The 22,542-nt window shown below is 39.1% G+C and carries 17 protein-coding genes; all 17 read right to left on the reverse strand.

Features of this window, described 5'->3' with window-relative positions; genetic code table 11:
* Nucleotides 1-4: 4 nt before the first annotated feature.
* Nucleotides 5-475: a methylglyoxal synthase gene (locus tag ABR854_RS12970; protein WP_350265828.1), complete on the reverse strand. Its 471-nt coding sequence runs from the start codon at nt 473-475 to the stop codon at nt 5-7.
* A gap of 56 nt (nt 476-531) precedes the next feature.
* Nucleotides 532-2,022, reverse strand: coding sequence for an L-arabinose isomerase (gene araA, locus ABR854_RS12975; RefSeq protein ID WP_350265829.1), 1,491 nt, complete (start codon nt 2,020-2,022; stop codon nt 532-534).
* Nucleotides 2,015-3,652: a ribulokinase gene (locus ABR854_RS12980; protein ID WP_350265830.1), complete on the reverse strand. Its 1,638-nt coding sequence runs from the start codon at nt 3,650-3,652 to the stop codon at nt 2,015-2,017. The genes araA and ABR854_RS12980 overlap by 8 nt, the downstream gene beginning before the upstream one ends.
* A gap of 128 nt (nt 3,653-3,780) precedes the next feature.
* Nucleotides 3,781-4,479 (reverse strand): NUDIX hydrolase, encoded by a 699-nt coding sequence (locus ABR854_RS12985; protein ID WP_064198207.1) that lies wholly within the window; start codon nt 4,477-4,479, stop codon nt 3,781-3,783.
* 203 nt (nt 4,480-4,682) lie between these two features.
* The gene (locus tag ABR854_RS12990; protein WP_350265831.1) at nt 4,683-6,224 is read right to left on the reverse strand and encodes an alpha-N-arabinofuranosidase; all 1,542 of its coding nucleotides are present in this window, start codon (nt 6,222-6,224) and stop codon (nt 4,683-4,685) included.
* A gap of 12 nt (nt 6,225-6,236) precedes the next feature.
* Nucleotides 6,237-8,513 carry a beta-L-arabinofuranosidase domain-containing protein gene (locus ABR854_RS12995; RefSeq protein WP_350265832.1) on the reverse strand — a complete coding sequence of 759 codons (2,277 nt, stop codon included), beginning with the start codon at nt 8,511-8,513 and terminating at the stop codon, nt 6,237-6,239.
* 73 nt (nt 8,514-8,586) lie between these two features.
* The gene (locus ABR854_RS13000) at nt 8,587-8,925 is read right to left on the reverse strand and encodes a hypothetical protein (protein ID WP_350265833.1); all 339 of its coding nucleotides are present in this window, start codon (nt 8,923-8,925) and stop codon (nt 8,587-8,589) included.
* Nucleotides 8,926-8,954: 29 nt separating this feature from the next.
* The gene (locus tag ABR854_RS13005; RefSeq protein WP_350265834.1) at nt 8,955-10,880 is read right to left on the reverse strand and encodes an alpha/beta hydrolase-fold protein; all 1,926 of its coding nucleotides are present in this window, start codon (nt 10,878-10,880) and stop codon (nt 8,955-8,957) included.
* Between the two features lie 31 nt (nt 10,881-10,911).
* The gene (locus ABR854_RS13010; RefSeq protein ID WP_350265835.1) at nt 10,912-12,171 is read right to left on the reverse strand and encodes a family 8 glycosyl hydrolase; all 1,260 of its coding nucleotides are present in this window, start codon (nt 12,169-12,171) and stop codon (nt 10,912-10,914) included.
* 148 nt (nt 12,172-12,319) lie between these two features.
* On the reverse strand, nt 12,320-14,446 hold the full coding sequence (locus tag ABR854_RS13015; RefSeq protein WP_350265836.1) for an endo-1,4-beta-xylanase: 2,127 nt from the start codon (nt 14,444-14,446) through the stop codon (nt 12,320-12,322).
* Nucleotides 14,447-14,625: 179 nt separating this feature from the next.
* A complete protein-coding gene (locus tag ABR854_RS13020; protein WP_350265837.1) occupies nt 14,626-15,741 on the reverse strand; it encodes an alpha/beta hydrolase-fold protein in 1,116 nt (371 codons plus the stop codon).
* Between the two features lie 18 nt (nt 15,742-15,759).
* Complete coding sequence (locus tag ABR854_RS13025) at nt 15,760-16,836, reverse strand: alpha/beta hydrolase (RefSeq protein ID WP_350265838.1); 1,077 nt, start codon at nt 16,834-16,836, stop codon at nt 15,760-15,762.
* Nucleotides 16,837-16,842: 6 nt separating this feature from the next.
* Nucleotides 16,843-18,006: an esterase gene (locus ABR854_RS13030; RefSeq protein WP_350265839.1), complete on the reverse strand. Its 1,164-nt coding sequence runs from the start codon at nt 18,004-18,006 to the stop codon at nt 16,843-16,845.
* 19 nt (nt 18,007-18,025) lie between these two features.
* On the reverse strand, nt 18,026-19,144 hold the full coding sequence (locus ABR854_RS13035; protein WP_350265840.1) for an esterase: 1,119 nt from the start codon (nt 19,142-19,144) through the stop codon (nt 18,026-18,028).
* 21 nt (nt 19,145-19,165) lie between these two features.
* The gene (locus tag ABR854_RS13040; protein ID WP_350265841.1) at nt 19,166-20,728 is read right to left on the reverse strand and encodes a carboxylesterase/lipase family protein; all 1,563 of its coding nucleotides are present in this window, start codon (nt 20,726-20,728) and stop codon (nt 19,166-19,168) included.
* A gap of 11 nt (nt 20,729-20,739) precedes the next feature.
* Nucleotides 20,740-21,639, reverse strand: coding sequence for an alpha/beta hydrolase (locus ABR854_RS13045; protein ID WP_350265842.1), 900 nt, complete (start codon nt 21,637-21,639; stop codon nt 20,740-20,742).
* Between the two features lie 59 nt (nt 21,640-21,698).
* The gene (locus ABR854_RS13050) at nt 21,699-22,535 is read right to left on the reverse strand and encodes a sialate O-acetylesterase (RefSeq protein ID WP_350265843.1); all 837 of its coding nucleotides are present in this window, start codon (nt 22,533-22,535) and stop codon (nt 21,699-21,701) included.
* Between the last annotated feature and the right edge of the window lie 7 nt (nt 22,536-22,542).

Consider the following 22,542-nt stretch of genomic DNA (forward strand, 5'->3'; position numbering starts at 1 on the left):
TGCTTCAACCTAAATTAATTTTTCTTTTCGTATAATTTCTATAATCAGGCACGGCCGTTTCGTATTCTTTGTGCATCAATGCCGATGTAACGATATAATCGGCGGTTGCACGGTCGCAAGCCATCGGAATATTCCAAACCACACACAAGCGTAAAAGTGCTTTAATGTCGGGGTCGTGCGGTTGTGCTTCCATGGGGTCCCAGAAAAAAAATAGCATATCAACTTTTCCTTCGGCAATCAAAGCTCCAATTTGCTGGTCGCCACCGAGTGGGCCACTTAACAACCTCACCACCGAAATATCAAGAGCTTCTTCGAGTAGCCGTCCAGTTGTACCTGTGGCAAATAATTGATGTTTCGATAAAACGGCTTTGTTATAAATTGCCCAGTCAATCAAATCATCTTTTTTATTATCATGTGCTACCAAAGCAATACGTTTTCTTGCCGAAACTATCTTCGTGCTAAATGAATCTGCCATAGATTTAAATTGAAAGAAATGAGTTTACAAGTCTGATTTTATCCTAAATTAGCAGATTATTTATAGGAAATATCATTAAATCTCAATTCATTTTTCAATCCTCTTATGGTTGTATCTTTATCAATCACTACCAACTCAACATCGAGCATTTCGGCCAAATCTTCGATGTATTCGGTAGTTAGATTTTGGCTATAAACCGTATGGTGGGCTCCACCAGCCAAAATCCATGCTTGCAAGCCAATTTCCATGCTTGGTTGTGGCTTCCATAAAGCACGAGCTGTTGGTAGTTTCGGGAAAGATTCAGTTACTTCCACCGCTTCTACTTCATTGACTATCAGACGAAAACGATTTCCTAAATCGACTAACGAAACATTCAGAGCTGGCCCAGCAGCAGCATTAAATACCAATCTAACAGGATCTTCTTTTCCACCAATTCCGAGCGGATGTACTTCACATTTTACTTTTTTGGCAGCAATGGTTGGACAAATTTCGAGCATGTGTGAACCTAAAACCATCGAATTGGCTGGGTCGAAATGATAAGTATAATCTTCCATGAAAGAGTTTCCGCCTTTCATTCCACTTGCCATTACTTTCATGATATGTACCATTGCCGATGTTTTCCAATCGCCTTCGCCACCGTAACCGTAGCCAGCAGCCATCATGCGTTGCGAGCCAATGCCTGGAAGTTGACGCATTCCGTGTAAGTCTTCAAAAGTATTAGTGTATGCCGAATAACCACCGTCTTCTAAAAATGCTTTTAAGCCCAATTCGATGCGTGCAGCTTCATAAAGTGAACTACGACGGTCGCCACCTTTACTCAATGATGGCATCAAATCGTAGGTATCTTCGTATTCTTGAATCAGTTTCCCAATTTCAGCATCGGAAATTTGATTGATTACCTGTACTAAATCTCCTACGGCGTGCGTATTTACCGAAAAACCGAATTTCATTTCTGCCGAAACTTTATCGCCATCGGTCACGGCTACTTGACGCATATTATCACCAAAACGAACCACTTTCATGGTTTGCATTTTGTATTTTGCCACCGAAACACGAGCCCAAGTATTGATTTTTTCGAGAACCGAAGCTGCCTGCCAATGCCCAACTACAACCTTGCGATTCAATCGCATTTTGGTCATGATATGCCCAAACTCACGGTCGCCGTGGGCCGATTGATTCAGATTCATAAAATCCATATCAATTTCGTTGTAAGGAATATCACGGTTGAATTGTGTATGAAGATGCAACAAAGGAATTTGCAAAGCCGTGAGTCCACGAACCCACATTTTGGCAGGCGAAAAGGTGTGCATCCAAGTAATTATACCCACACAATTGGGAGTGACGTTGGCTTCTCGGCAAATTTGAAGAATTTCGTCAGGTGTTTTTACAACTGGTTTGAAAACTACCTTTACTGGAATTTCTGGCGAATTATTGAAAGAATCGGCTATAACTTTTGAGTGTTCATCAACTTGGCGAAGTGTTTCTTCTCCGTATAAATGTTGGCTACCCGTTACAAACCAAACTTCATAAGATTTTAAATCAAGCATTTTTTTCAGTATATTTTCCTAAACTTTGATATTTTATATATAACTTTTGATAAACCTCTACATACTCACCACGTGGTTCATAACGAGCATCGAAGCCCGAACCCATGGCTTTTTGTGCATCAAAAAGATTAGCATGAACTCCAGCCGCTACCGAAGCATTCATGGCTGCACCCAAAGCACAAGCTTGGTCGGAACTTGCTACTTTTATTGGCATATTCAACACATCAGACAGCGTTTGCATCACAAAAGGTGATTTCTTAGCAACTCCACCAATGGCAATTACTTGCTTAATCGGCACCCCTTCACTAATGAATCTATCAACAATCGCCTTCGAGCCGAAAGCAGTTGCTTCTACAATCATTTTAAATATTTTGATAGCATCAGTTCCCAAATTGAGCCCTATAAATGCCGCTTTAAGTTCATGATTGGCATCGGGAGTACGTCGTCCGTTAATCCAATCTGTTGCAACTGGGTCATTTTCAGTAATGGGTAGCAAAAAAGCTTTTTCTGATAAATATGGAATTAATTTTTGAGTTAATTCTTCGGCTGCTTTTTCGCCCAAAAGTTCACGCACTGGCTCGGTGATAACTCTTTGAAACCAAGCGTAATAATCTCCGTAGGCCGATTGCCCAGCTTCCATTCCGAGCATATTCGGAATGATAGATCCATCAACCTGTCCACAAATTCCTTTGATGAGTAAATGTCCGATTTCTTCGTTAGGGGCAATAAGCATATCACAAGTAGAAGTCCCCATCACACGCACAAAATCATACGGTTCGATTTCTGCACCGACTGCCCCCATGTGGCAATCAAATGCCCCAACGCCAATCGACACATTTGCTGAAAGACCTAATTTTGAAGCCCATTCTTCTGAAATTTTGCCCATAGATTCATCAGAAGTGTAGGTATTTCTGAAAAGTCGCTCACGTAAGCCTGCTAAAAGTGGGTCGAGTTTGGTAAGAAAATCTTCTGATGGAAGTCCTTCAAATTCTTCGTGCCACATGGCTTTGTGCCCTGCCGCACAACGAGAGCGTTTCATAATAAGTGGATTGGTTTCGCCAGTCAAAACCGCCGAAATCCAGTCGCAATGTTCAACCCAAGAAAATGCTTTTTCTCGGATACTTGCATCAACTCGAAGCGTTCGGAGAATTTTTGCCCAAAACCATTCAGAAGAATAAATTCCGCCCACATATTTTGTAAAATCAACATTCCAGTGATGTGCCAATTGATTTATTTCTTCTGCTTCAGCATTGGCGGTATGGTCTTTCCATAGAATAAACATTCCATTTGGGTTTTCGGCAAATTCAGGAAGCATCGCCAAAGGTGTTCCGTTTTTATCAACTGCCACAGGTGTCGAACCAGTGGTATCAATTGAAATTCCCACAATATTTTGTTTGATTTCCTCAGAAATTCCTTCCAAAGCACCTTTTATGGCACTTTCAAGCCCTTCGATATAATCAAGTGGGTGCTGCCTGAATTGAGAAATTGATGGATTACAATATAGTCCTTGTTTCCAACGCTTATAATAATGCACGGCGGTTCCAATATTTTCCCCTGTTTGGGTATTTACAACCAATGCACGCACCGAATCTGTGCCGTAATCAACTCCTATTGTGTATGTACTCTCCATTTAATTTTGTGTTATATTGACACAATTATTATTTTATTAAATTCTATAACGATTTTAGTAGTAAAATTGCACATAATTCCATCGTGGCAATTCATTGAGGTAATCTCTCAACTACAAATGTTCAAATTTTATCTCATTGAATCAGAAATAAAATAATGAAAGGCACTAAATTGGCTTTGATATTTTTCTTTATCGAGCTGATAAAGGATTGCTTTCTTAGTTGTTGAATTTTGATTTTTTTCACCAGTGTCTATCAACAGATTAGTTGATAGAATCTTTCGACTAAAATTTCGTCGATCGAGTGGTGAATCGTATATAGCTTCGTAAAGTTTTTGTAGTTGTGGAATAGTAAATTTTTCGGGCAAAAGTTCAAAACCAATTGGATGCAACGCAGCTTTGTAACGAAGTTCTTCGAGTGCCAGATCAACCATTTGGTTGTGGTCAAAAATCAGATTTGGTCTGTTTTTTAAATCAATCCAATAAGCATTTTGAGCTTTAGCCGAATCTTGGTTATGTGCATGAATATTTATTAAAGCAAAGAAACAAATCGAGATAGTACGCTCAACTGGATCACGGTTTACTTTTCCAAAAGTTTTAATTTCTTCAAAATAAATATCTTTTAGGCCTGTCAAATCATATAAAATACGATTAGCGGCTACTTCGAGGTCTTCTTCTTCTTCCAAAAAACCACCCATTAATGACCACTTTCCTTGTTCTGGCTCAAAATTTCTTTTAATTAAGAGAAGTTTAAGTGCTTCGCCATCGAAGCCAAAAACGATACAATCGAGAGCAACAAGTATTCGTGTCGAGTGAGGGTATTTATTCATTTTTTAATGTTTTGCACAAATTTGTGCAAATATTATAATTGTTATTCTTTTAATTGAATAAAATTCGAGAAAATCATTGATTTTCTCGAATAAAACCATCTTTAACCTATCTTTAATCTAAATAATCAATACCATCCTATAATTGTGTAAATTTAACACAATTTTTTATATTTTAAAAAATGATGCGTATTTTTTAGTTTTGATTACTTTGTAACTTTCAAAACAATTACTGAATACGCAGGAATCGTTAATTTCAGAATACCTTTCTCCAATTTTGCACCCGAAAAATCTTTTATCGAAACCTTGTTTGGTTGCTCGAAAGTATTGTGGTCGCTGATGTTGGCAGATGCCAAAATTTGCCCCGAAACTTTAGTGAAATCTTCACCTCTAAGATTGATTGTAACTTCGTGCGATTTACGATAATCAATGTTTGTCAAAGAAATATTCAATGCTCCCGAAGCATCTTTTGATGCCGACGAATTCACGGCTGTCAGTTTTTTACCATTAAATTCATACGTTGGCGACTCAATACTTATTGGTACGAGCGTTGCATCTTGATGCACATTGTACATTTTCATTACGTGGAAAGTTGGCGTAAGCAACATCTTTTCTTCGTTAGTCAAGATTACTGCTTGCAAAACGTTGACGATTTGAGCCAAATTTGCTCCACGAACACGGTCTGCGTGATTATTGAAAATATTAAGTGTAAGACCCGCAATCATGGCATCACGCATGGTATTTTGTTGGTACAAAGCCCCTTTACCTTCGGCATCGGTTTCGTACCACCCCCCCCACTCGTCCACAATCAAATCTACTTTTTTCTCTGGGTCATATTTGTCCATGATGGTGCTGTGCTTGGTTACGAATTCTTCCATTTTCCAAGCTTCTTCCATGGTTTTGAAATAAGTTGCTTCGTTAAATCCAACCGAAGGACCTTTGGTATCTTTCCAACTCAAAACCGAATAATGGTGCAATGCCAAAGCCGACATCATATTGTGCGGAATGTTTTTCATCAATGTTTCTGTCCAGTTGAAATCATCGCTACTTGCACCCGAAGCCACTTTGTACAATTTAGATTCTGGTGTAATATCTTTCATGAATGTGGCATATTGGCGGTAAATATTGGCGTAATATTCGGGTGTCATGTTTCCACCACAACCCCAAGCTTCATTGCCAACTCCCCAAATTTTTACATTCCAAGGCTTTTGACGACCATTTTGAATGCGTAGGTCAGACATCGGGCTGCCCGTTGGCTGATTCACATAACTTACCCAGTCCGATAAATCTTGAACTGTTCCGCTACCCACATTTCCTGCCAAATAAGGCTCTGCACCAATTTTTTCGCAAAGGTCAAGAAAATCGTGTGTGCCGAAACTATTATCTTCGGTTACGCCACCCCACCAAACATTGACCATTTTAGGGCGTTTTTCTTTTGGGCCGATACCATCTTTCCACTGATAGGCATCAGCAAAACAACCACCTGGCCAGCGAAGATTAGGCACCTTTAACTCTTTCAAGGCTTGAATTACATCGTTTCTTACACCAGCCGTGTTAGGAATCTTTGTGTTATTTTCTCCTACATACATACCACCATAAATACAGCGACCGAGGTGTTCGGCAAAATGGCCGTAGATATGTTTATTGATTTTGGTTTTGGCCAAATCCGTGTTTAACGTGATTTTGGTTTGGGCTGTTGCCGAAAGTGCTATGCAACCTGCTACAACGGCTAAAATTGTTTTTTTCATTAATCAGATAATTTAATCGGTTACTACTCTGAACTCGGTAAATCGAGGCGAAGGAACATTGTTTTTGGTACTAATTTTAATGTTAATCTTCTCGCTATCAAGGTCTTTTATTTGAATTGTTTTATTTTCTTTTGAGACATTTTCAATAGGTTTTTCGTTGATAATTATTGAAATGTTCTCTAATTTAAAATCATCTAAAGTACTTATTATCAAAACTTTACCCCGTTTGTTTTTATTGGATAATTGGTATGAAATATATGAGCGAGTGTTTCGCCAAAATTGCTCATCATCATAGCCCGAATTACTTCTTTCGCCCTTATAATTGTGGTCAACTTCGGGTTGTTGTTCTCCACAATTTACTTTATCAATTGTTCGGGCTTCGAGAGCCAATTGTTCGGCTTCTTTTTGTTTGATACTTGCTTGATAATTTTCAAAGGCAGTTTTATTGAAAGTCTGGAAATACATTTGGTAACGGGCATCATGAATTTCAAAAAACGGCTGTAAAGTAAGCGAATCTAAACTGAATTTAAGGTTACCGATAGGTTTTATTTTTGATTTAAAATCACCTTTTTCGTCAACTAAGGCGTAAGCTTTATTCATTGGGTAAAGGGGGCCTTTGGTTTCATGTCCCATTCGGCTGTCATCGGCAAAAAGTCCAACTAAATCTGTGGTTGAAGTTTTAGCCGCCAAAACGATTGGGCCATGCACAAATGCCGACCAATTTGAGCCATCGGGTAGGTTTTCTAATTGTGTAGTGGTCTTGAAACGCACCATAATTTTATCGCCCGATTTCCATTTTCTATTTACTGAAACATAGTTATTTCCAGTTTTTGAGGTTTGAAAAACTTTGCCATTTACCAAAACTTCAAAGTTTTCAGCCCATTTAGGTTGGCGAATGTTTAGAGCAAAAATCTGAGATTTACTTATTTTTAGCATCAATTCTGATTCATTTTTATAAGGAAAATCAGTATTTTGTTCGATTTGTATGCCTTTTTCTTTCCAATTCAAAGTAGAAGGAATAAACAAATTGACGAAAACATCATTTTCGGAATGGCTATAAATCAACTCGCCATATTTCGTATGATTTTCGATACCCGAACCCACGCAGCACCACATACTCGTATTGGGTTGTGAATAAACTCGGTAATGATTAGGGCGAATGGGAGTAAAGTAAACAAATCCACCTTTTTCGGGGTGTTGACTCGAAAGAATATGATTATAGAGTGTTCGCTCGTAGAAATCTAAATAACTGGCATCATTTTTATCAAGAAAAAGAGCCTTGCTCAACCGCAACATATTAAACGAATTGCAGGTTTCTGGGCCTTGATTGGAGGCCAACATTTTACTAAAATCATTAACAGGATTGAAATGCTCACGCATGCTATTTCCACCAAATGCCACGCTTCGAGTTTGCGAAACATTCTGCCAAAAATACTGTGCCGCACTCGACAATTCTTCATTTTTGGTGAGGGTAGCAATTTTTTCAAAACCAATTACTTTAGGAATTTGCGTATTGGCATGAAGCCCTGTAAGTTTATCTTGTTTTTGAAGTAAGGGATTCAAAACTGCTTGGTGGTTTAGTTTTTGAGCAGTTTCGAGGTATTTTTTTTCATTGGTAAGTATATTTAAGTCAGCAAAAACTTCGTTCATTCCACCGTGTTCGGTACGAAGAATCTGCTGGATTTTTTCTTCGTTAAGGGGTTTTATTAATTCGATAAACCAATTGCCCAACCCAATCAAAATCTGTTTGGCTTGTTGATTTTGTGTAAATTCGTAAGTATCACGAAGACCTGCAAAAAGTTTGTGAATATTATACAGCGGCACCCAAGTATTGTTGAGTCCGAAACTACTGCCATCAATATCGCCTTTGTGGATTCTTTCCCAAAATACTTTTCCTTGCGGAATTCCCCCCACATAGCCATTACCATTTTTTGCTTGGCAACGAGCCAATTCGGCAATCATATAATCGAGGCGTTGCTTCAATTCGGCATTTCCTGTGCTGGCATACATCATGGCTAACGCCGACAAATAATGTCCGCCAATGTGACCATCAAGACCCGAACTTTCCCAGTTTCCATATCGCTCAGCTTTCAATGGCAAACCTGCATCAATAAGATACGGAGCGAGTAATTTATCAGGATTTAGTGCCAAAATGTATTTTAAATCTACATCTTGGGCATTATTGAAAATACCATTTTTTAGTTTTACCTCTTGCAAGGCAAAGGGCTGCATTTGTGCTTCGGCACAAAAAGTTAGAACCAGAAAAGATAAAACGTACTTAATTTTCATTAAAAATTATTGATAAAACGTTAAAAATGAAAGAGTAGCCTTTCAAAAGGGAACGGCTACTCTTTCAGGTGACTTATTTTACTCTTGTCAGTTTGGTTTCGCCTCTTTCGTTTTTGATAACTAACTCATTTTCAGACACTAACTCGCCTGTGTAGTTGATTTTACGCTCGCCGAAAGAAATCGTAAACGAGATTTTTTTGCCATCAATCGTTCCTTCTTCGATGGCTGATTCTCCTCGTTGGTTTTTCCAAATTCCTGTTAATTTAGTACCTTCTACTTTGAAAGAGTAATTCACTTCCATTACACCATTTGGTGTTTCTCGTGAGCCTTTCCAGTTACCATCTACGGCATTTTGTGCGAAAGCCACTACCGTAGAAATTATCATTGCGATTGTTAAAAGTGCTTTTTTCATTGTTTTTTTTGATTAAAATAGATGGAAATTTATTTAAAAAGTAATTGTGCAAATTCGTAAATATCATGTCGCCAAACTGGCCAAGTATGTCCGCCAGCATATTCGCTGTACTTATATTTGATACCCATTTCGTCCATTTTTTTCATCATAATTTGGCAATTAGCGTGGGCAATATCTTCTTTCCCACCTTGCGAAATCCAAAATTCTTTGATATTGGCATTGATTTTATCTTTATTGGTTTTCATGAATTCGTATTGTGGGTCTGAAAGTTTGGTATTATTTGCCCACCAACCCGAACTGAAAACTCCCAAATAACTAAATAAGTCGGGATTCTTAACACCAGCGTGCAAAGTTTGCAAGCCACCCATCGAAAGACCTGCTAATGCACGATTTTTGGCTTCGTTTGACACTTTAAAATTGGCTTCAACAAATGGAATCAAGGCATTTTTGAGTTCGTTTTCAAACTGATTAAGCTGTGGCAAGCCAAAACCTGCTGGGCCACCACCACCTTGAAAATTCCCATCCATCATCACGATTACCATTGGTTTTGCTTTCTTTTCGGCGATAAGATTATCCAATATCAAATCGGTTTTGCCTTGTGTTGCCCAACCTCGTTGGTCTTCGCCACCACCATGAAGAAGATAAACGGCAGGATATTTTTCGCTAGAATTATCGTAGCCTGGTGGCGTATAAATGTATGCTTCACGCCAAGAGTTGGTTACTTTTGAATAGTATTTTTTTACACGAACATCGCCGTGAGGAACATCTTTCAAAGCATAAAAACCACCTTCTTTGTATGGAATTTCTATGCCACTTGCCATGCGGCTCATACCATAAAATGATTCACTGGCAGGGTCGGCAACGGCTACGCCATCAATTAAGAGAGAATAATAATGAAATCCACGGCTGATTGAATCGGTTGTTACATTCCAAAACCCGCTGGTGTCTTTTACCATGTCGTATTTTTTCCCTAAATCAATCTGTACTTTTTGTGCTTCGGGTGCTTTTACTTTGAAAATTACACGGTTATCGGGCAAAATTTGTGGGTATTTGGCATTACGAATATTGCTTGCGGCAGGAGTTCCTAAAACTGAATATTTAGTAAAAGTGCTTGGATTAGTAGGTTTAAACAAAAACTGTGAAAACATGTACAATCCGTTTTTCCAAACTTTAAAATCGTGTCCACCAGCTTCGAGATAATAGATATGAGGCACGTCATTTTCGTACATATACTCGTGCGTACGCTTACTGAATGTGATTAATCCATCAGCATCACCACACGAAATAAAGAGCAATTTCAATTTCTTTTTAGCTTCTTCGGGATTTGGCATTAATTCCTTCGGCACTTTTGTATTTGGAGCTGAAGAAAATCCACCCACCCAAGCGAATTTATCGAGATTTCCCAGTCCGAAATTCAATGATTGTCCTCCCCCCATCGAAAGCCCAGCAATCGCACGATTTTCACGGTCAGTTAGTGCTGAATAGTTTTTTTCGATGTACGGAATGAGGTCATTTAATAAATCCTTTTCAAAAGTGGCAAAGGCTTGAACTTTGTCGGGAGCCATGATATTTCCTCCTGCACGGTCGTCTTTCATGGCACGGCCATTTGGCATTACCACAATCATTGGTTGAATTTTTCCTTCAGCAAAAAGATTATCCAAAATATTTTGAGGGTTTGCTCCTTTAAACCATTCAAGATGGTCGCCACCGATGCCATGAAGGAGATAAAATACAGGATATTTTTTCTTTTTATCGTAGTTTGGCGGCGTGTAAACCAAGGTTTTACGGGTACTACCTACTGTTTTTGATTCATACTGAACTGTGTCAATTTTACCTTTGGCAATACCATTTTTAGCATTTTCGTAGCCTTTTGGCATTTCTTTCTCCATATTTTGTGCGAAACTTAGGTTTTCACACACAAACAAAAAAGTGATAATTGCGAGTAGTTTTTTCATATTTTGAGGTTAAAAAGGTGAAAGACTGAGGTTATTTGGCGGGTTCAATGATTTTATAATTACCACTTAGGTGCATCAAACTGAATAAATACATGAGCCCATCGAAGTAAGGATCGAAATAGCCGTCTTCGTAAGGTTCGAGTTTGGCATTCCAGATAGCTTTTACAAAATCGTTGCTTTCTTTTCCTTTGTTGATAAGGGCAGTTGTGGCAGCAGTAGAAACCAAACCAATGGAATGTCGAAGTTTTTTTACTGGGCCAGCTTGCAAAATAAATTCGGGTTTTGAACCATCAAGATTAAACTGGTCGTCGTACGTATCCAACCCTTTTGAACGCAAGAAGTTTTGGAATCTTTTGGCGTAATCTAATTGCCATTTTTTGTCTTTTCCGTACCAAGTATAATCCATTGCAATGTTCATCGGTACACGCCACGAGTCATATCTAAACCCTGGCGGCATCCAACGAGTTGGGTGTGGAGCTCCGCTAAATTCGGTATAATCTGAGTTTAAGGCAGTTACGGGGTGACAAGCTCGGTGCAAAAATACTCTTGAAGTATCAGCACATGCTTTGTAGAAATCTTCGTGACCATCTTTTGCGTATTTTGCCCAAACTTCCATGAAAGCTGGCAAGTGATAAGAAGGGTCAGTCCATTTATAGTTGGCTCCTTCTGGCACAAAACTTATTTGTTTGGCATCGGTATTGATGACGTTATAAATATTTCCAGTACCATCTTTTTTCCACATATTATCTAAAATTCGGCGGGCTTCTTTGTAATAATTGATGCCCGTATCGTTACCCCATTTATTGGAAGCAAACAAAAGGCTGGTTACAAAATAAAGCTCACCGTCAGAAGCCGAACCTTGAGAATTTTTCTTTTTAGTAATCGGGTTTATACTCCACGCAAAATACGCCTCTCTTGGCCCGCTTTGGTGTTGAGAATATTTAACTGCCCATCGCCAAATTTTATCAAAAACTTCTTTTTTATTTAATTGAACGGCCACCATCATGCCGTACGACATTCCTTCGGAGCGTGCATCTTTGTTTTTTACATCCGAAACATAAGCCAACGAGTCTTCTTCTTCAAAATAAACTTTGTTTGGGCCTTCAAAAACATCATAATAGGCTTTTTGGAGTTTGGCGTCTATGTCTTTTTGACTATAACCCATTTCCTTAAATACATTTCTGTACTTAGGTTTTTGTGCATTTATGGAAAATGAACAAAAGAACAATACACCTAAAAGAGCGATGAGCCTTTTAGGTTTTGGATTGACTATAAAATTGTAGAAATTCATGAATAAATTTTTAAGAGATTATTACCTTTTATACTGTAAAAACTAATCAAATTCGTATTTAGACAAACAAGCCGTTAGTTTCCTTTTAAATCAGTTTTGCCTTGATAAATACTTGCCATGCGTTTCGTATTACCGAAAATTGCTCTGATTATTGCTTTATAATTTTTGTTGATACGGAATTATTATTTTGAATTATAGTTAAGAAATATAAGCCTTGATTTAGATTTTTGCCAACTATAATTGGGAGGTTGGATTTCCCTTCTTCAAGCACACGACCTGTAACGTCGGCAATGTAATAACTAAACTCACCCGTATAATTTAGATGAATTCCGTCGTTATTAAATGGATTTGGATATAAAAGGCTTTCAGACAATTCAGATTCTTCTAAATCTGTAATAACCATAGCTTTAAATGCTAAATAATTCAAATTCACATAATCCGAATTTCCTATAGTTAGTCTCATTACTTTTTTTCCTGCGGTAATAGGAATATTTTTAACCGTAACTGTTTGCCAATTTTGCCAGCCACCAGTATTTGGGATCGCTATATTCGAAGCTACATTTACCCCGTCCATGCTTATTGATACAGCTCTTCCTGCTTCATTACATGCTACACGCAAGTCTAAATCGTAAGTAGTGGTATTGTTTACTTGTACGGTGTACTCTAACCACTCTCCAGATGTTGCATACCCAATATTATACCCTCCTCCTGCATCGGTACAGGTTTCTATATCAACGTCTTCATCGGTTCTGAAATTAACGGCAGGTGTCACCTCAGTTCCCGCAGTATTGTCTAAATAAGCATTTCCATTACCCCCCAAATCATATTCCTCAAACTGAATAGTTCCAGGAATTTGGTGAACATTTCCATTGTAGGGCTGTTGTGGAAGATTCACTTTTATTGTTATTTTAACCTCTGTAACATTACCTAAGTTGTCTGTTACCACAACTTTAACAATATGAGTACCTGCTGATGCACCTGTCCAACTAAAAGTATAAGGTGAAGTATTATCAGTAATTAATAGCGTAGTTCCATCATAAAATTTAACACTTTCAATGGTGCCATCGGCATCAGTAGCTGTTGCTGATAAATTTATTGCCTCACCTTGTATAAAAGTTGTATTGCTAGTAGGACTTATGAGTGTTACAGTCGGAAAATTACTATTACTACAATCGGCAAAAGGTGCTGGTGCTGGGCAACACGAAAGACTTGGTCTGGCATTCATGTATTGTTTCATCCAAGTCATAGCAGGTCGGTCGGTTAAATTGGCGTACTGAATTCCAGTATAAGTGCCACCTGAGCCACTTACGCCATTTCCTGGAATCCATGTTGAACCCTGAATATACCCCCATAATGTAATGCCCGCAACGTGAGGATGTTCCCAAGCAATTGTAAAAAAATCTTGATACTTAGTACTTTGAGCATTTTCATTCGGGTCTGCTACAAAATCTAACTCTGTGATATGAAGCGGTAAATTTGTTTTAGTCCAGACTTCATCTAAACAAGCTCTAAAATTTGCCGTAGATAGATTGAGTCGTCCGTTCATGCCATGACCTTGCAAACCGATTCCGTCTATGATATTTTTCTTACCATCAGTCAAGTTTGGTGCGTTTTTAATTGCATTTGACATGTTTATATATTCTGCCCTACAATTGCCCCAGTTGTGCTCAACATTAAACTCGTTGATTAAAAGTACAGCTTTTGGAAAATGTTTCCTCGCTAATTGAAAAGGCCAAATTGCCCAACCATAAGGGTTGTTTTTATCGTTGGCATTTGCAGGTTCATTCTGATAAGCTAATGTGAGTGCTGCTTTTAGGTTGGCTATTTCTTTGTTGATTGGAGTATTAACAGGTTCATTCAATACATCAATCATTTCTAAACCACCCATAGGGTCGTAATGGTCTTGAACAGCTTGATACCATTGCCTAATCGCAGTTTCAATCTCAGCGGCTGATGCACTGGCCAAGAAACGTGGAGCTTGAGCTCCCCAAATCAAGGCATGAAATTTAAACAAACCACCTGAATTTTTGGCGGTATTATAAGCCAAGTCAGAATTGCCCCAACTGTAATTATTTGTACCTCTATGTACAGAACCCCATTTTGAACCATTTTCAGAGGTAGTTTGATTCCACAATGATGTATAATTACTCGGTACGCTGTAGCCGATTATGTTTCCTAAATACTTGCCTTTACATTTACCCATTTGGGCATTAGAAATAAAAGCCGAACCAATACAAACACTAAAAATTGTGTAAAATAGTAATTTTTGTTTCATAATCAGTACATGATTTATTTATGTCATTGCAAACACAAATTCAAAAAACTCATATTTCTGTACTTTTCTTTTTGTGCATTTATGGTAAACGAACAAATGAGAACTAAACCTAAAAGACCGATGAGCCTTTTAGGTTTAGAATGAAAATCGTGGAAATTCATGAATATTTTTTCAAGAAATTAATTAAAAAGCTTCGGAGCCATTTGTAATAAACTGCGTCTCCAAGTTTGGAATTCGTGGGCTGTACCTTCCGAAATATATCCATCAACGTTAAAACCAGCACCTTTTAGTTCTTCGGTTGCCTTACGAATTCCATCTGGACGCTCTTTGCTGCCACAACTCAAGAAGATGTATTTTGGCTTTGGTTTATCTTTGAAATCGGTTGAAGCATAAGTTCCACCACTCAAAAGACCGTAATAATCAAATACTTCTGGTTTGTTCAAAGTGATTGTTTTTGTTTCCATGCCACCCATCGAAAGACCAGCCATTGCACGTTTTTCTTTTTTGGCGATTGTTCTGAAATTAGCATCCACGTAAGGAATCAATTCATCCACCAAAACAGTTTGGAAACCGTCGATTTTGAAATTACGCATACCACCCATTTTTATTTCGTTGGTCATTCCATACGTACAAACAATGATGAATGGCTTGATTTTCCCTTCCGCAATCAAATTATCCATAATCAAATTGGCTCTTCCTTGATTCATCCAAGCGGTTTCATCTTCGCCCCAACCGTGTTGTAGGTACAAAACTGGATATTTATCTTTACCTTTTTCATAACCAGCAGGTGTGTAAACAAATGCTCTTCGAGAAGTACCGGTGCTTGGAGATGGAAATAGAATTTGTTGAACATTTCCGTGAGGAACATTTTTGAGGGCATAAAAATCTTGGTCTTTGGCAGGAATTTCGATGCCGCTTTCCCAACGAACCGAACCGTAGTAGTTTAAAGTACCTGGGTCATTGAATTTACCACCATCTATTTTTACATTATAATAGTGAAAACCTTCATCCATTGGCCCATCTGTAGTACCCATCCAAGAGCCATCTTCAGCTTTGGCGAGTTTTGTACCGCCACGGCCACCCAAACCTAAACTCACTCGCACGCTATCAGCAGCAGGAGCGATGATTTTGAAACGTGCATACCCCTGCGAGTTTACCATTGGGTATTCTTGCTGCGGTTGGTTAAGTACCGAAGGTTTGAAATCTTCGACAATGGCAGGCTGTTGTGCCTGTGCAAAGTTGATGCTACCCACGATAGAGGTAGCGAGCAGGCTAATTTTGAGAAAGTTTTTCATTTAATTTTGAGTTGAATATTATTTAAAAATTTCTTGTAAAGAATTGGCTAAAAACAACTTACAGTTCATCCAGGTGTGTCCACCAGAAACGATAAGCGGTTTAATTTTGATTTTCTTTTCTTCAAACATGGCGATATTTTTTTTCACGCTTTCATAAAGAAAATCGTCTGTACCAACGCTGATGGTGAACAATTTGACTTGTTTGTTTATCAAATCGGCGTTTGGAGTCCAGTTATCGAAGTTTTTCTTGAATTCTTCGGTTGCAGTAAAAGGTGCATACGAGCAGATGTAGCCAAATTTATCGGTATTTGTAAACCCAATATTGAGCGTTTGACCACCACCCACCGAGAAACCCGCTACGGCACGATTTTCTGAGCCAGCTTTTACAGGATAATTTGCTTCGATAAATGGAATGACATCATTGACTACATCCTTCGTAAAATCGGGCATTGCAGCTGGACGAACATTTCCGTAAGGCATCACGATTATCATCGGTTTGGCTTTGCCTTGTGCTATCAGATTATCGGCAATCAAATTGGCTTTTCCTACTTTTGTCCATGTTTCTTCGGTGTCTGAACCGCCATGAATCAAATACAAAACAGGATATTTGGTTTTGCCACTGGCATCAAAATTTGGTGGCGTATAAACCAATACTTGACGAGTAGTATTCAACGATTTTGAATTATAAAGCTGATAGGTAACCTTTCCGTGTGGCACATTTTGTAAGGAATGAACCAAAGGTTTATCGCCAGGAATTTCTACAATACTACGCTTAAAACGCTCATTTGCAAATACATAAGTGTTGTTTGGGTCAGAAACGCCAGTGCCATCCACTACGAAATTGTAAGGATAAATATCTGGCGTAATCGAAGGAACAGTAACGCTCCAAACACCCGAAGTATCTTTGCTCAATGAAACAGGGTCTTTCAGAAATTCCCCCGAAAGTTTCACTTCTTTAGCTGTTTTAGAGAAATACTTAAACGTAACGCTCTTATCGGCATGTACTTGCGGCGAAACAATGGCAGGTGGTCGCTGTGCGTTTGCAAATCCTCCCAAAAGAAGAAGAATTAAAACAAATAATTTTGAGCTTTTCATTTGGTATTATTTAAACAAAATTGGCAAAGTTTCATTGAGATATTGCTTCACATTCATCCAAGTATGTCCACCTGGAATGGCGTAAGTTTTCACGTTTATTTTCTTATCTTTCAAATATGCTTCCCACTCGGTAGTGCCTTTGTACAAGAAATCTTCGGTGCCAATTCCTGACCATAAAAGTTTGAAATCTTTGTTAGTTTTAGCAGGATTTGCCGTGATATTCGTAAAACTTTTATCCATTTCAGCAGGTGAAATGTATGACGCATAACTACATACGTAAGCAAATTTATCGACATTGTTGAAAGCCGCACGGAGCGTTTGACCGCCACCACGAGAGAAACCACCTATAGCACGGTTATCACGGTTGGCAATTACTCGATAGTTTTTCTCTACGTAAGGTAATATGTTCGTGATAAGGTCTGTTTCAAATAACTTCATTCGTTTGAGGGCATCTTCGCCATCACGGCTCATGACATCCGAAGGTTTGTCTTTGCCAGTTTGTTCGGCAATGCGTGCCAATGGATTTCCATAAGGCATCACCACAATCATTGGTTTTGCTTTGCCTTGAGCAATCATGTTATCAAGCATCAAATTTACTTTTCCTACTTTCCAAAAAGTTTCTTCTGTGTCGGTAGTACCGCTAATTAGGTAATAAACTGGATATTTTTTAGCCGTTTCTTTGGCATAACCTGCTGGTGTATAAACTACTACTGTACCCGTTGAGCCTTCTACTGATGGATAATATTCGTAGGTGATTGAGCCATGAGGTACATTTTGTAGGGCATAAATGGCAGGAGAATCCGAAGGAATTTCTACTAAACTACCTTTGAAACGTTCGTTCGGGAATAAATAAGTATTAGCAGGGTCATTTACCGTAACGCCATCAACTTTGAATCCATAGGGATAAATATCGGGTTTCACTGGTCCAACCGTTATTGACCAAACACCATTTTCGCCTTTAGTCATCGGTACATTGGCCGAACCAAATTGGTTACCATCAAGCAAAACTGCGGTTGCGTTGGGTGCTAAGTATGAGAAAGTTACAGTTTTGTCGGGATTTACTTTCGGAGAAACCACAATTGGCCCACGAGGTGGCTGACCTTTTGCAAAGTTGCTAAATCCCAAAAATGCAATTAGTGTTAAAATGAATAGACTTTTGTTTGTTTTCATAATTATAGAGAAAGGTTTATTATTTAAAAAGTTTGGGAGCGATTACGCTCAGATAATGTTTTACATTCATCCATGTGTGTCCACCTTCGGTAAAGTATTTTTCGTATTTAATTCCCTTTTGGTCAAGGAGTTGCATAAATTCATTATCTACTTTGTAAAGAGGGTCTTCTGTACCTACACCTATCCAAAATAGCTTGAGGTTTTTGGCCGTTTGAGCAGGATTTTTGAAAGCAAGAGCGTGGTTGCGTTCAAATTCTGAATTGAGTAAACCTGGAGCAAAACCGCAGATATAGGCAAATTTTTCGCTGTGGTTAAAACCTAAATACATGGTAGTACCGCCACCGCCTGAAAAGCCAGCCATTGCCCTGTTATCTTTGTTGTTGATAGTACGATAGTTTTTTTCTACCCAAGGCATAAGGTTTCCGTAGAAATCTTTTTCAAACTCTTGTAGGTTGTCCCAATTGCGTAAACTTCCCGAAGATTTTGAAATAGTTGGATAGGCTCTTCCGTAAGGCATGACGATAATCATAGGTTTGGCTTTTCCTTGGGCAATGAGGTTATCGAGAATGATATTTGCACGGCCAACTTTTGTCCAAGTTTCTTCGGTGTCGGTAGTGCCATGAAGCAAATAAAGCACTGGATATTTGGCATTTGGATTAGTTTCGTAACCTGCTGGCGTGTAAATAACTACTGGACGAGTACCGAGTTCGGGCGATTGATAATAGCGATAAGAAACCGTTCCGTGCGGTACGTTTTGTAAAGTATGTACCAAAGGCGTACTTCCCGTAATTTCGACTACACTATTTTGAAAACCTTCGTTTGGGAAAATAGCAGTATTATTGGGGTCAGCCACCGAAACACCATCCACATTGAATGAATACGGGTACATATCTGGCTTGATAGGGCTGGTTTTTACCGACCAAACGCCTTGCTGGTCTTTGGTCATCGCCAAAGCTGCTTTCTCAAACTGACCACTCAATTTTACTTCTGTTGCCTTTGGGGCATAAAATCGGAAACTAACACTGTTGTCGGCATGTACTTCGGGGGACACCACATTTGGGCGTGGTGTGGGTTGAGCGAAACTTAGATTTGCATACAGAATTGCACCTGAAAAAAGTAAAAGTGATTTTGTTTTCATAATTTAAAGGTTGATTATTAATTACTTAGCCCATTCTTTACCTTCGGGCGTTCTTCTCCACTCAAAATATTTATCTAAAACTTTCATGGCATCTTCGCTCGGAACTGGCCCCATGTAGGGTTTTTGATTGAAATACATCACCTTTGGATTTTTAGGCGAAAACGCCTCCCATTTAGGCACAGAACCGCCATTGGGATGACCATATTTGGCAAAATTTGTCCAATAGGTCATGATGGTTTCAGAAACTGCTTCGTCAGTCGGTGTACGATTTTGGTCGGCTGGATTTAGATTTCCAAATACAAAAGCCACATCTTGACCATGCGGTGAGCCGTAGCCATATTTTGGAGAACCAGCTGGATGTTCTGGGTGTTGGTCGAGATAATAGTAAAATACTTTTTCTTTCGATGTTTTAGCTTGCAGATTCGCCCAAGCCCACGTTTGCCAGCCAAAAGCCGCATCACGAGCGAGGTCACGGGCAGTTTTTGGCACATTGTTTTCGCCAACTGGATAGGCTTTTATCAAACTTTCAGCAAATTTACCGTAGCGTTTTTGTGTGCCTTCAATATAATCTTTCGGGTTTTTGGGAGGCTGAAAACTCGCACCTTCGTCTGAATTATAACCTATTAAGACAGGAGTATGGTTGTATTTTCCTTTTTCATACAAAAGGTGTTGGTCGTCAGGCACTACATAACCATCTACTATTGGCCATCCGCCTGGCTGCCCAAATCCACCTGGGAGTTTTTCAGCTGGAATCACTCTCATTTCAGCGAGAGATTTTGCACCTGTTTTTTGCATGAATTCTACTCCTTGGCTTTCGGCCAAAGACAATAATTTCATGTTTTCTCCTGGGTAAGTAGTCGTTCTATGTGGTCCAAACGAACCGCCACTTTGCGAAATTGCTCCGTGAAAAAGTCCTTTGGCCAAAGGTGAAGCACAAAGCATACTAACGGCAATTCCGCCAGCCGATTCACCAAAAATGGTTACTTTATTCGGGTTTCCGCCAAATTGTTTGATGTTTTCTTGTACCCATTTCAAACCCGCTATCATATCGAGAAGTCCATAATTGCCAGAGGTTTTTTGAGCAGTTTCGGCACTGAGTTCGGGGTGAGCTAAAAAGCCCAACTGGCCAACTCGATAAGCGATACTTACTAAGATTACGCCTTTTTTTGCCAAATTTGCACCATTTGAAACAGGCTCTGCCGTAGAACCAAAAGCAAAGCCACCCCCATAAATCCAAACCAAGACTGGTAGATTTTCATTGGCAGATTTTGCTGGCGACCAAATGTTTAAGTACAAACAATCTTCGCTTTTTCCCGATGGTGGATTCCCTCCTTGAAACGGAACAGGTGCAAATTTGGTGGTTTCTTTCACGCCCGACCAACTTTGTGCAGGTTGTGGGGCTTTCCAACGTAATTCACCAACAGGTGGAGCGGCAAACGGAATGCCTTTGAAAACTGCAAGTCCATTTTCGACCGTCCCTTGAACCAAACCTTGTTTTACTTTTACCGTTTCGCTGATTTGAGCAAAATTCAGGAACGGAGTAAGAAAAAACACAAAGAATTTAACGGCTTTAAACTTTTTCATAATTATCTGATTTACAATAAATTATTTCGTTTCATCCAATCGAAAAGTGGGTCTGTCCAACCCTTTTGGCGGAAGATAAATCCGTGGTCGCCTTTGGGGAAAATGTGCATTTCTACCTCGACTTTGCTTTTACGCAGTTTTTCAAAATATTGAATGCTGTTATCAACATCCACCACTTTATCATCGGCAGCATGAGTAAGCCAAGTGATTGGTGTATTGGCTTTTACTTGCAACTCATTGGAGAACAAATCTTTGTCTTCTTGTGAAGGCGTTTTACCAATCAAGGCATCACGAGAACCGCCGTGCGTAAGTGCATCTTGCATCGTGATTACTGGGTAAACAAGCACTTGAAAATCAGGTCGGAGATTGGTATTTTGAGGGTTTTCAATGTAAGATTTCTCGAAATGTGTAGCGGCAGTACTGGCCAAATGTCCACCTGCACTAAAGCCCATGATACCGATTTTATTTTTATCAATGCCATATTTTTCGGCGTTTTCTCGCAAGTATTTAATGGCTTGTTGAGCATCTTGCAATGGTCCGATTTTCTTATCCTGCATGATTTCATCGCTTGGTAAGCGATATTTCAACACAAAAGTAGAGATTCCTTTTTCGGCCAGACTTTTGGCGGTTCCCAGTCCTTCTCCGTTATACACAATTACAGCATAACCACCACCAGCAATTACGATTACAGCCGTTCCATTCGGTTTTTCGGGCTTGATGTACTCAAGAGTTGGCTCCGTTACATTGCGATACATTCCACGGTCAAATGTCTCCGCTTTTTCAGTGGGTTTGGAGTTGGCAACTTGGGCAGGATAGAGTTTTATAATTTCCTGCGAAAAAGCGGAAATATTATCTGTGAAGACACAGACAATGACAAGAAGGGCGGTTATTAAGAGGAATTTACTTTTCATTGTAAGGTTGAATTAAAATATCGGTTGTTGTTTGTGAGGATACAAACAATGACACTTTTTTATTTTTTAAAATATTGCATTAAAGCTTCAGCGTAGCGTTTGCCAAATTCACGAACGCCCGCCGAGTCGAAATGCAAACCATCTTTGGCAGCTGTTAGACCAGTTGACGACACCACCACCGCTTTAGGAATGGCTTGTGGAAGCGTAGCAATGATTGGATTATGGCTGGCACATTTACCTCCTTGTTCTGCTGATACCAATTCCCCTGATAACAAAGGGATAGAATTTGGAGCAATGTTTAAATCAGCTAAAATATCATCGTAAATCTTTTTTACTTGGGCAGGCCAAGTTTTGTCACCCGTATTTGATTCTCCTTGATGCAGTAAAATACCTTTAATCACACCCGATTTTTGAGCGATTTTGGCCATTTCAATCAATCTTTCGTAGGGATTTCCTCCGTAAGAATTAGCCATATTTATCATCCACGGTTTTTCTTTGGCCGAAGAATCGAGATAGGCTTTGTATTTTACTTTATCGAAAATTTCTATTTTACTTCCTGCCACTGCCACATGAACCAAGCCCAATGTTTGGTTTTGAGGCATATTTTGAATCATTGTTCTACCAAAATAGTCAGCCGGCGAAAGGCGAGTATCACAACGGCAGAGTGGTGGTTTGGCGGTGTACCATTGCCCTTTTTGACGGTTGAGTTTAGCACAATCTAAGGCCTCCAAAACTTTGAAACGGCTGTCGATATTGACAGTATCTTGTGCTTCAATGCGAGCCGCACCTTCCATATTTGACTGCCCGATGCAGAGATAAATATGAAAATTAGGGTCTTGGGCGAAGGTATTTTCACCCAAGATGATTAAAGAAATTATCAAAAAAAGTTTTTTCATTTTATAG

Source organism: Emticicia sp. W12TSBA100-4 (assembly GCF_040253585.1).
In the GTDB taxonomy this organism is placed as follows: Bacteria; Bacteroidota; Bacteroidia; order Cytophagales; family Spirosomataceae; genus Emticicia.

Excerpts from the sequence above, each read along its gene's own strand:
- ABR854_RS12970 (WP_350265828.1), bottom strand. The coding sequence starts at position 475 with ATGGCAGATTCATTTAGCACGAAGATAGTTTCGGCAAGAAAACGTATT.
- araA (WP_350265829.1), bottom strand. The coding sequence starts at position 2,022 with ATGCTTGATTTAAAATCTTATGAAGTTTGGTTTGTAACGGGTAGCCAA.
- ABR854_RS12980 (WP_350265830.1), bottom strand. The coding sequence starts at position 3,652 with ATGGAGAGTACATACACAATAGGAGTTGATTACGGCACAGATTCGGTG.
- ABR854_RS12985 (WP_064198207.1), bottom strand. The coding sequence starts at position 4,479 with ATGAATAAATACCCTCACTCGACACGAATACTTGTTGCTCTCGATTGT.
- ABR854_RS12990 (WP_350265831.1), bottom strand. The coding sequence starts at position 6,224 with ATGAAAAAAACAATTTTAGCCGTTGTAGCAGGTTGCATAGCACTTTCG.
- ABR854_RS12995 (WP_350265832.1), bottom strand. The coding sequence starts at position 8,513 with ATGAAAATTAAGTACGTTTTATCTTTTCTGGTTCTAACTTTTTGTGCC.
- ABR854_RS13000 (WP_350265833.1), bottom strand. The coding sequence starts at position 8,925 with ATGAAAAAAGCACTTTTAACAATCGCAATGATAATTTCTACGGTAGTG.
- ABR854_RS13005 (WP_350265834.1), bottom strand. The coding sequence starts at position 10,880 with ATGAAAAAACTACTCGCAATTATCACTTTTTTGTTTGTGTGTGAAAAC.
- ABR854_RS13010 (WP_350265835.1), bottom strand. The coding sequence starts at position 12,171 with ATGAATTTCTACAATTTTATAGTCAATCCAAAACCTAAAAGGCTCATC.
- ABR854_RS13015 (WP_350265836.1), bottom strand. The coding sequence starts at position 14,446 with ATGAAACAAAAATTACTATTTTACACAATTTTTAGTGTTTGTATTGGT.
- ABR854_RS13020 (WP_350265837.1), bottom strand. The coding sequence starts at position 15,741 with ATGAAAAACTTTCTCAAAATTAGCCTGCTCGCTACCTCTATCGTGGGT.
- ABR854_RS13025 (WP_350265838.1), bottom strand. The coding sequence starts at position 16,836 with ATGAAAAGCTCAAAATTATTTGTTTTAATTCTTCTTCTTTTGGGAGGA.
- ABR854_RS13030 (WP_350265839.1), bottom strand. The coding sequence starts at position 18,006 with ATGAAAACAAACAAAAGTCTATTCATTTTAACACTAATTGCATTTTTG.
- ABR854_RS13035 (WP_350265840.1), bottom strand. The coding sequence starts at position 19,144 with ATGAAAACAAAATCACTTTTACTTTTTTCAGGTGCAATTCTGTATGCA.
- ABR854_RS13040 (WP_350265841.1), bottom strand. The coding sequence starts at position 20,728 with ATGAAAAAGTTTAAAGCCGTTAAATTCTTTGTGTTTTTTCTTACTCCG.
- ABR854_RS13045 (WP_350265842.1), bottom strand. The coding sequence starts at position 21,639 with ATGAAAAGTAAATTCCTCTTAATAACCGCCCTTCTTGTCATTGTCTGT.
- ABR854_RS13050 (WP_350265843.1), bottom strand. The coding sequence starts at position 22,535 with ATGAAAAAACTTTTTTTGATAATTTCTTTAATCATCTTGGGTGAAAAT.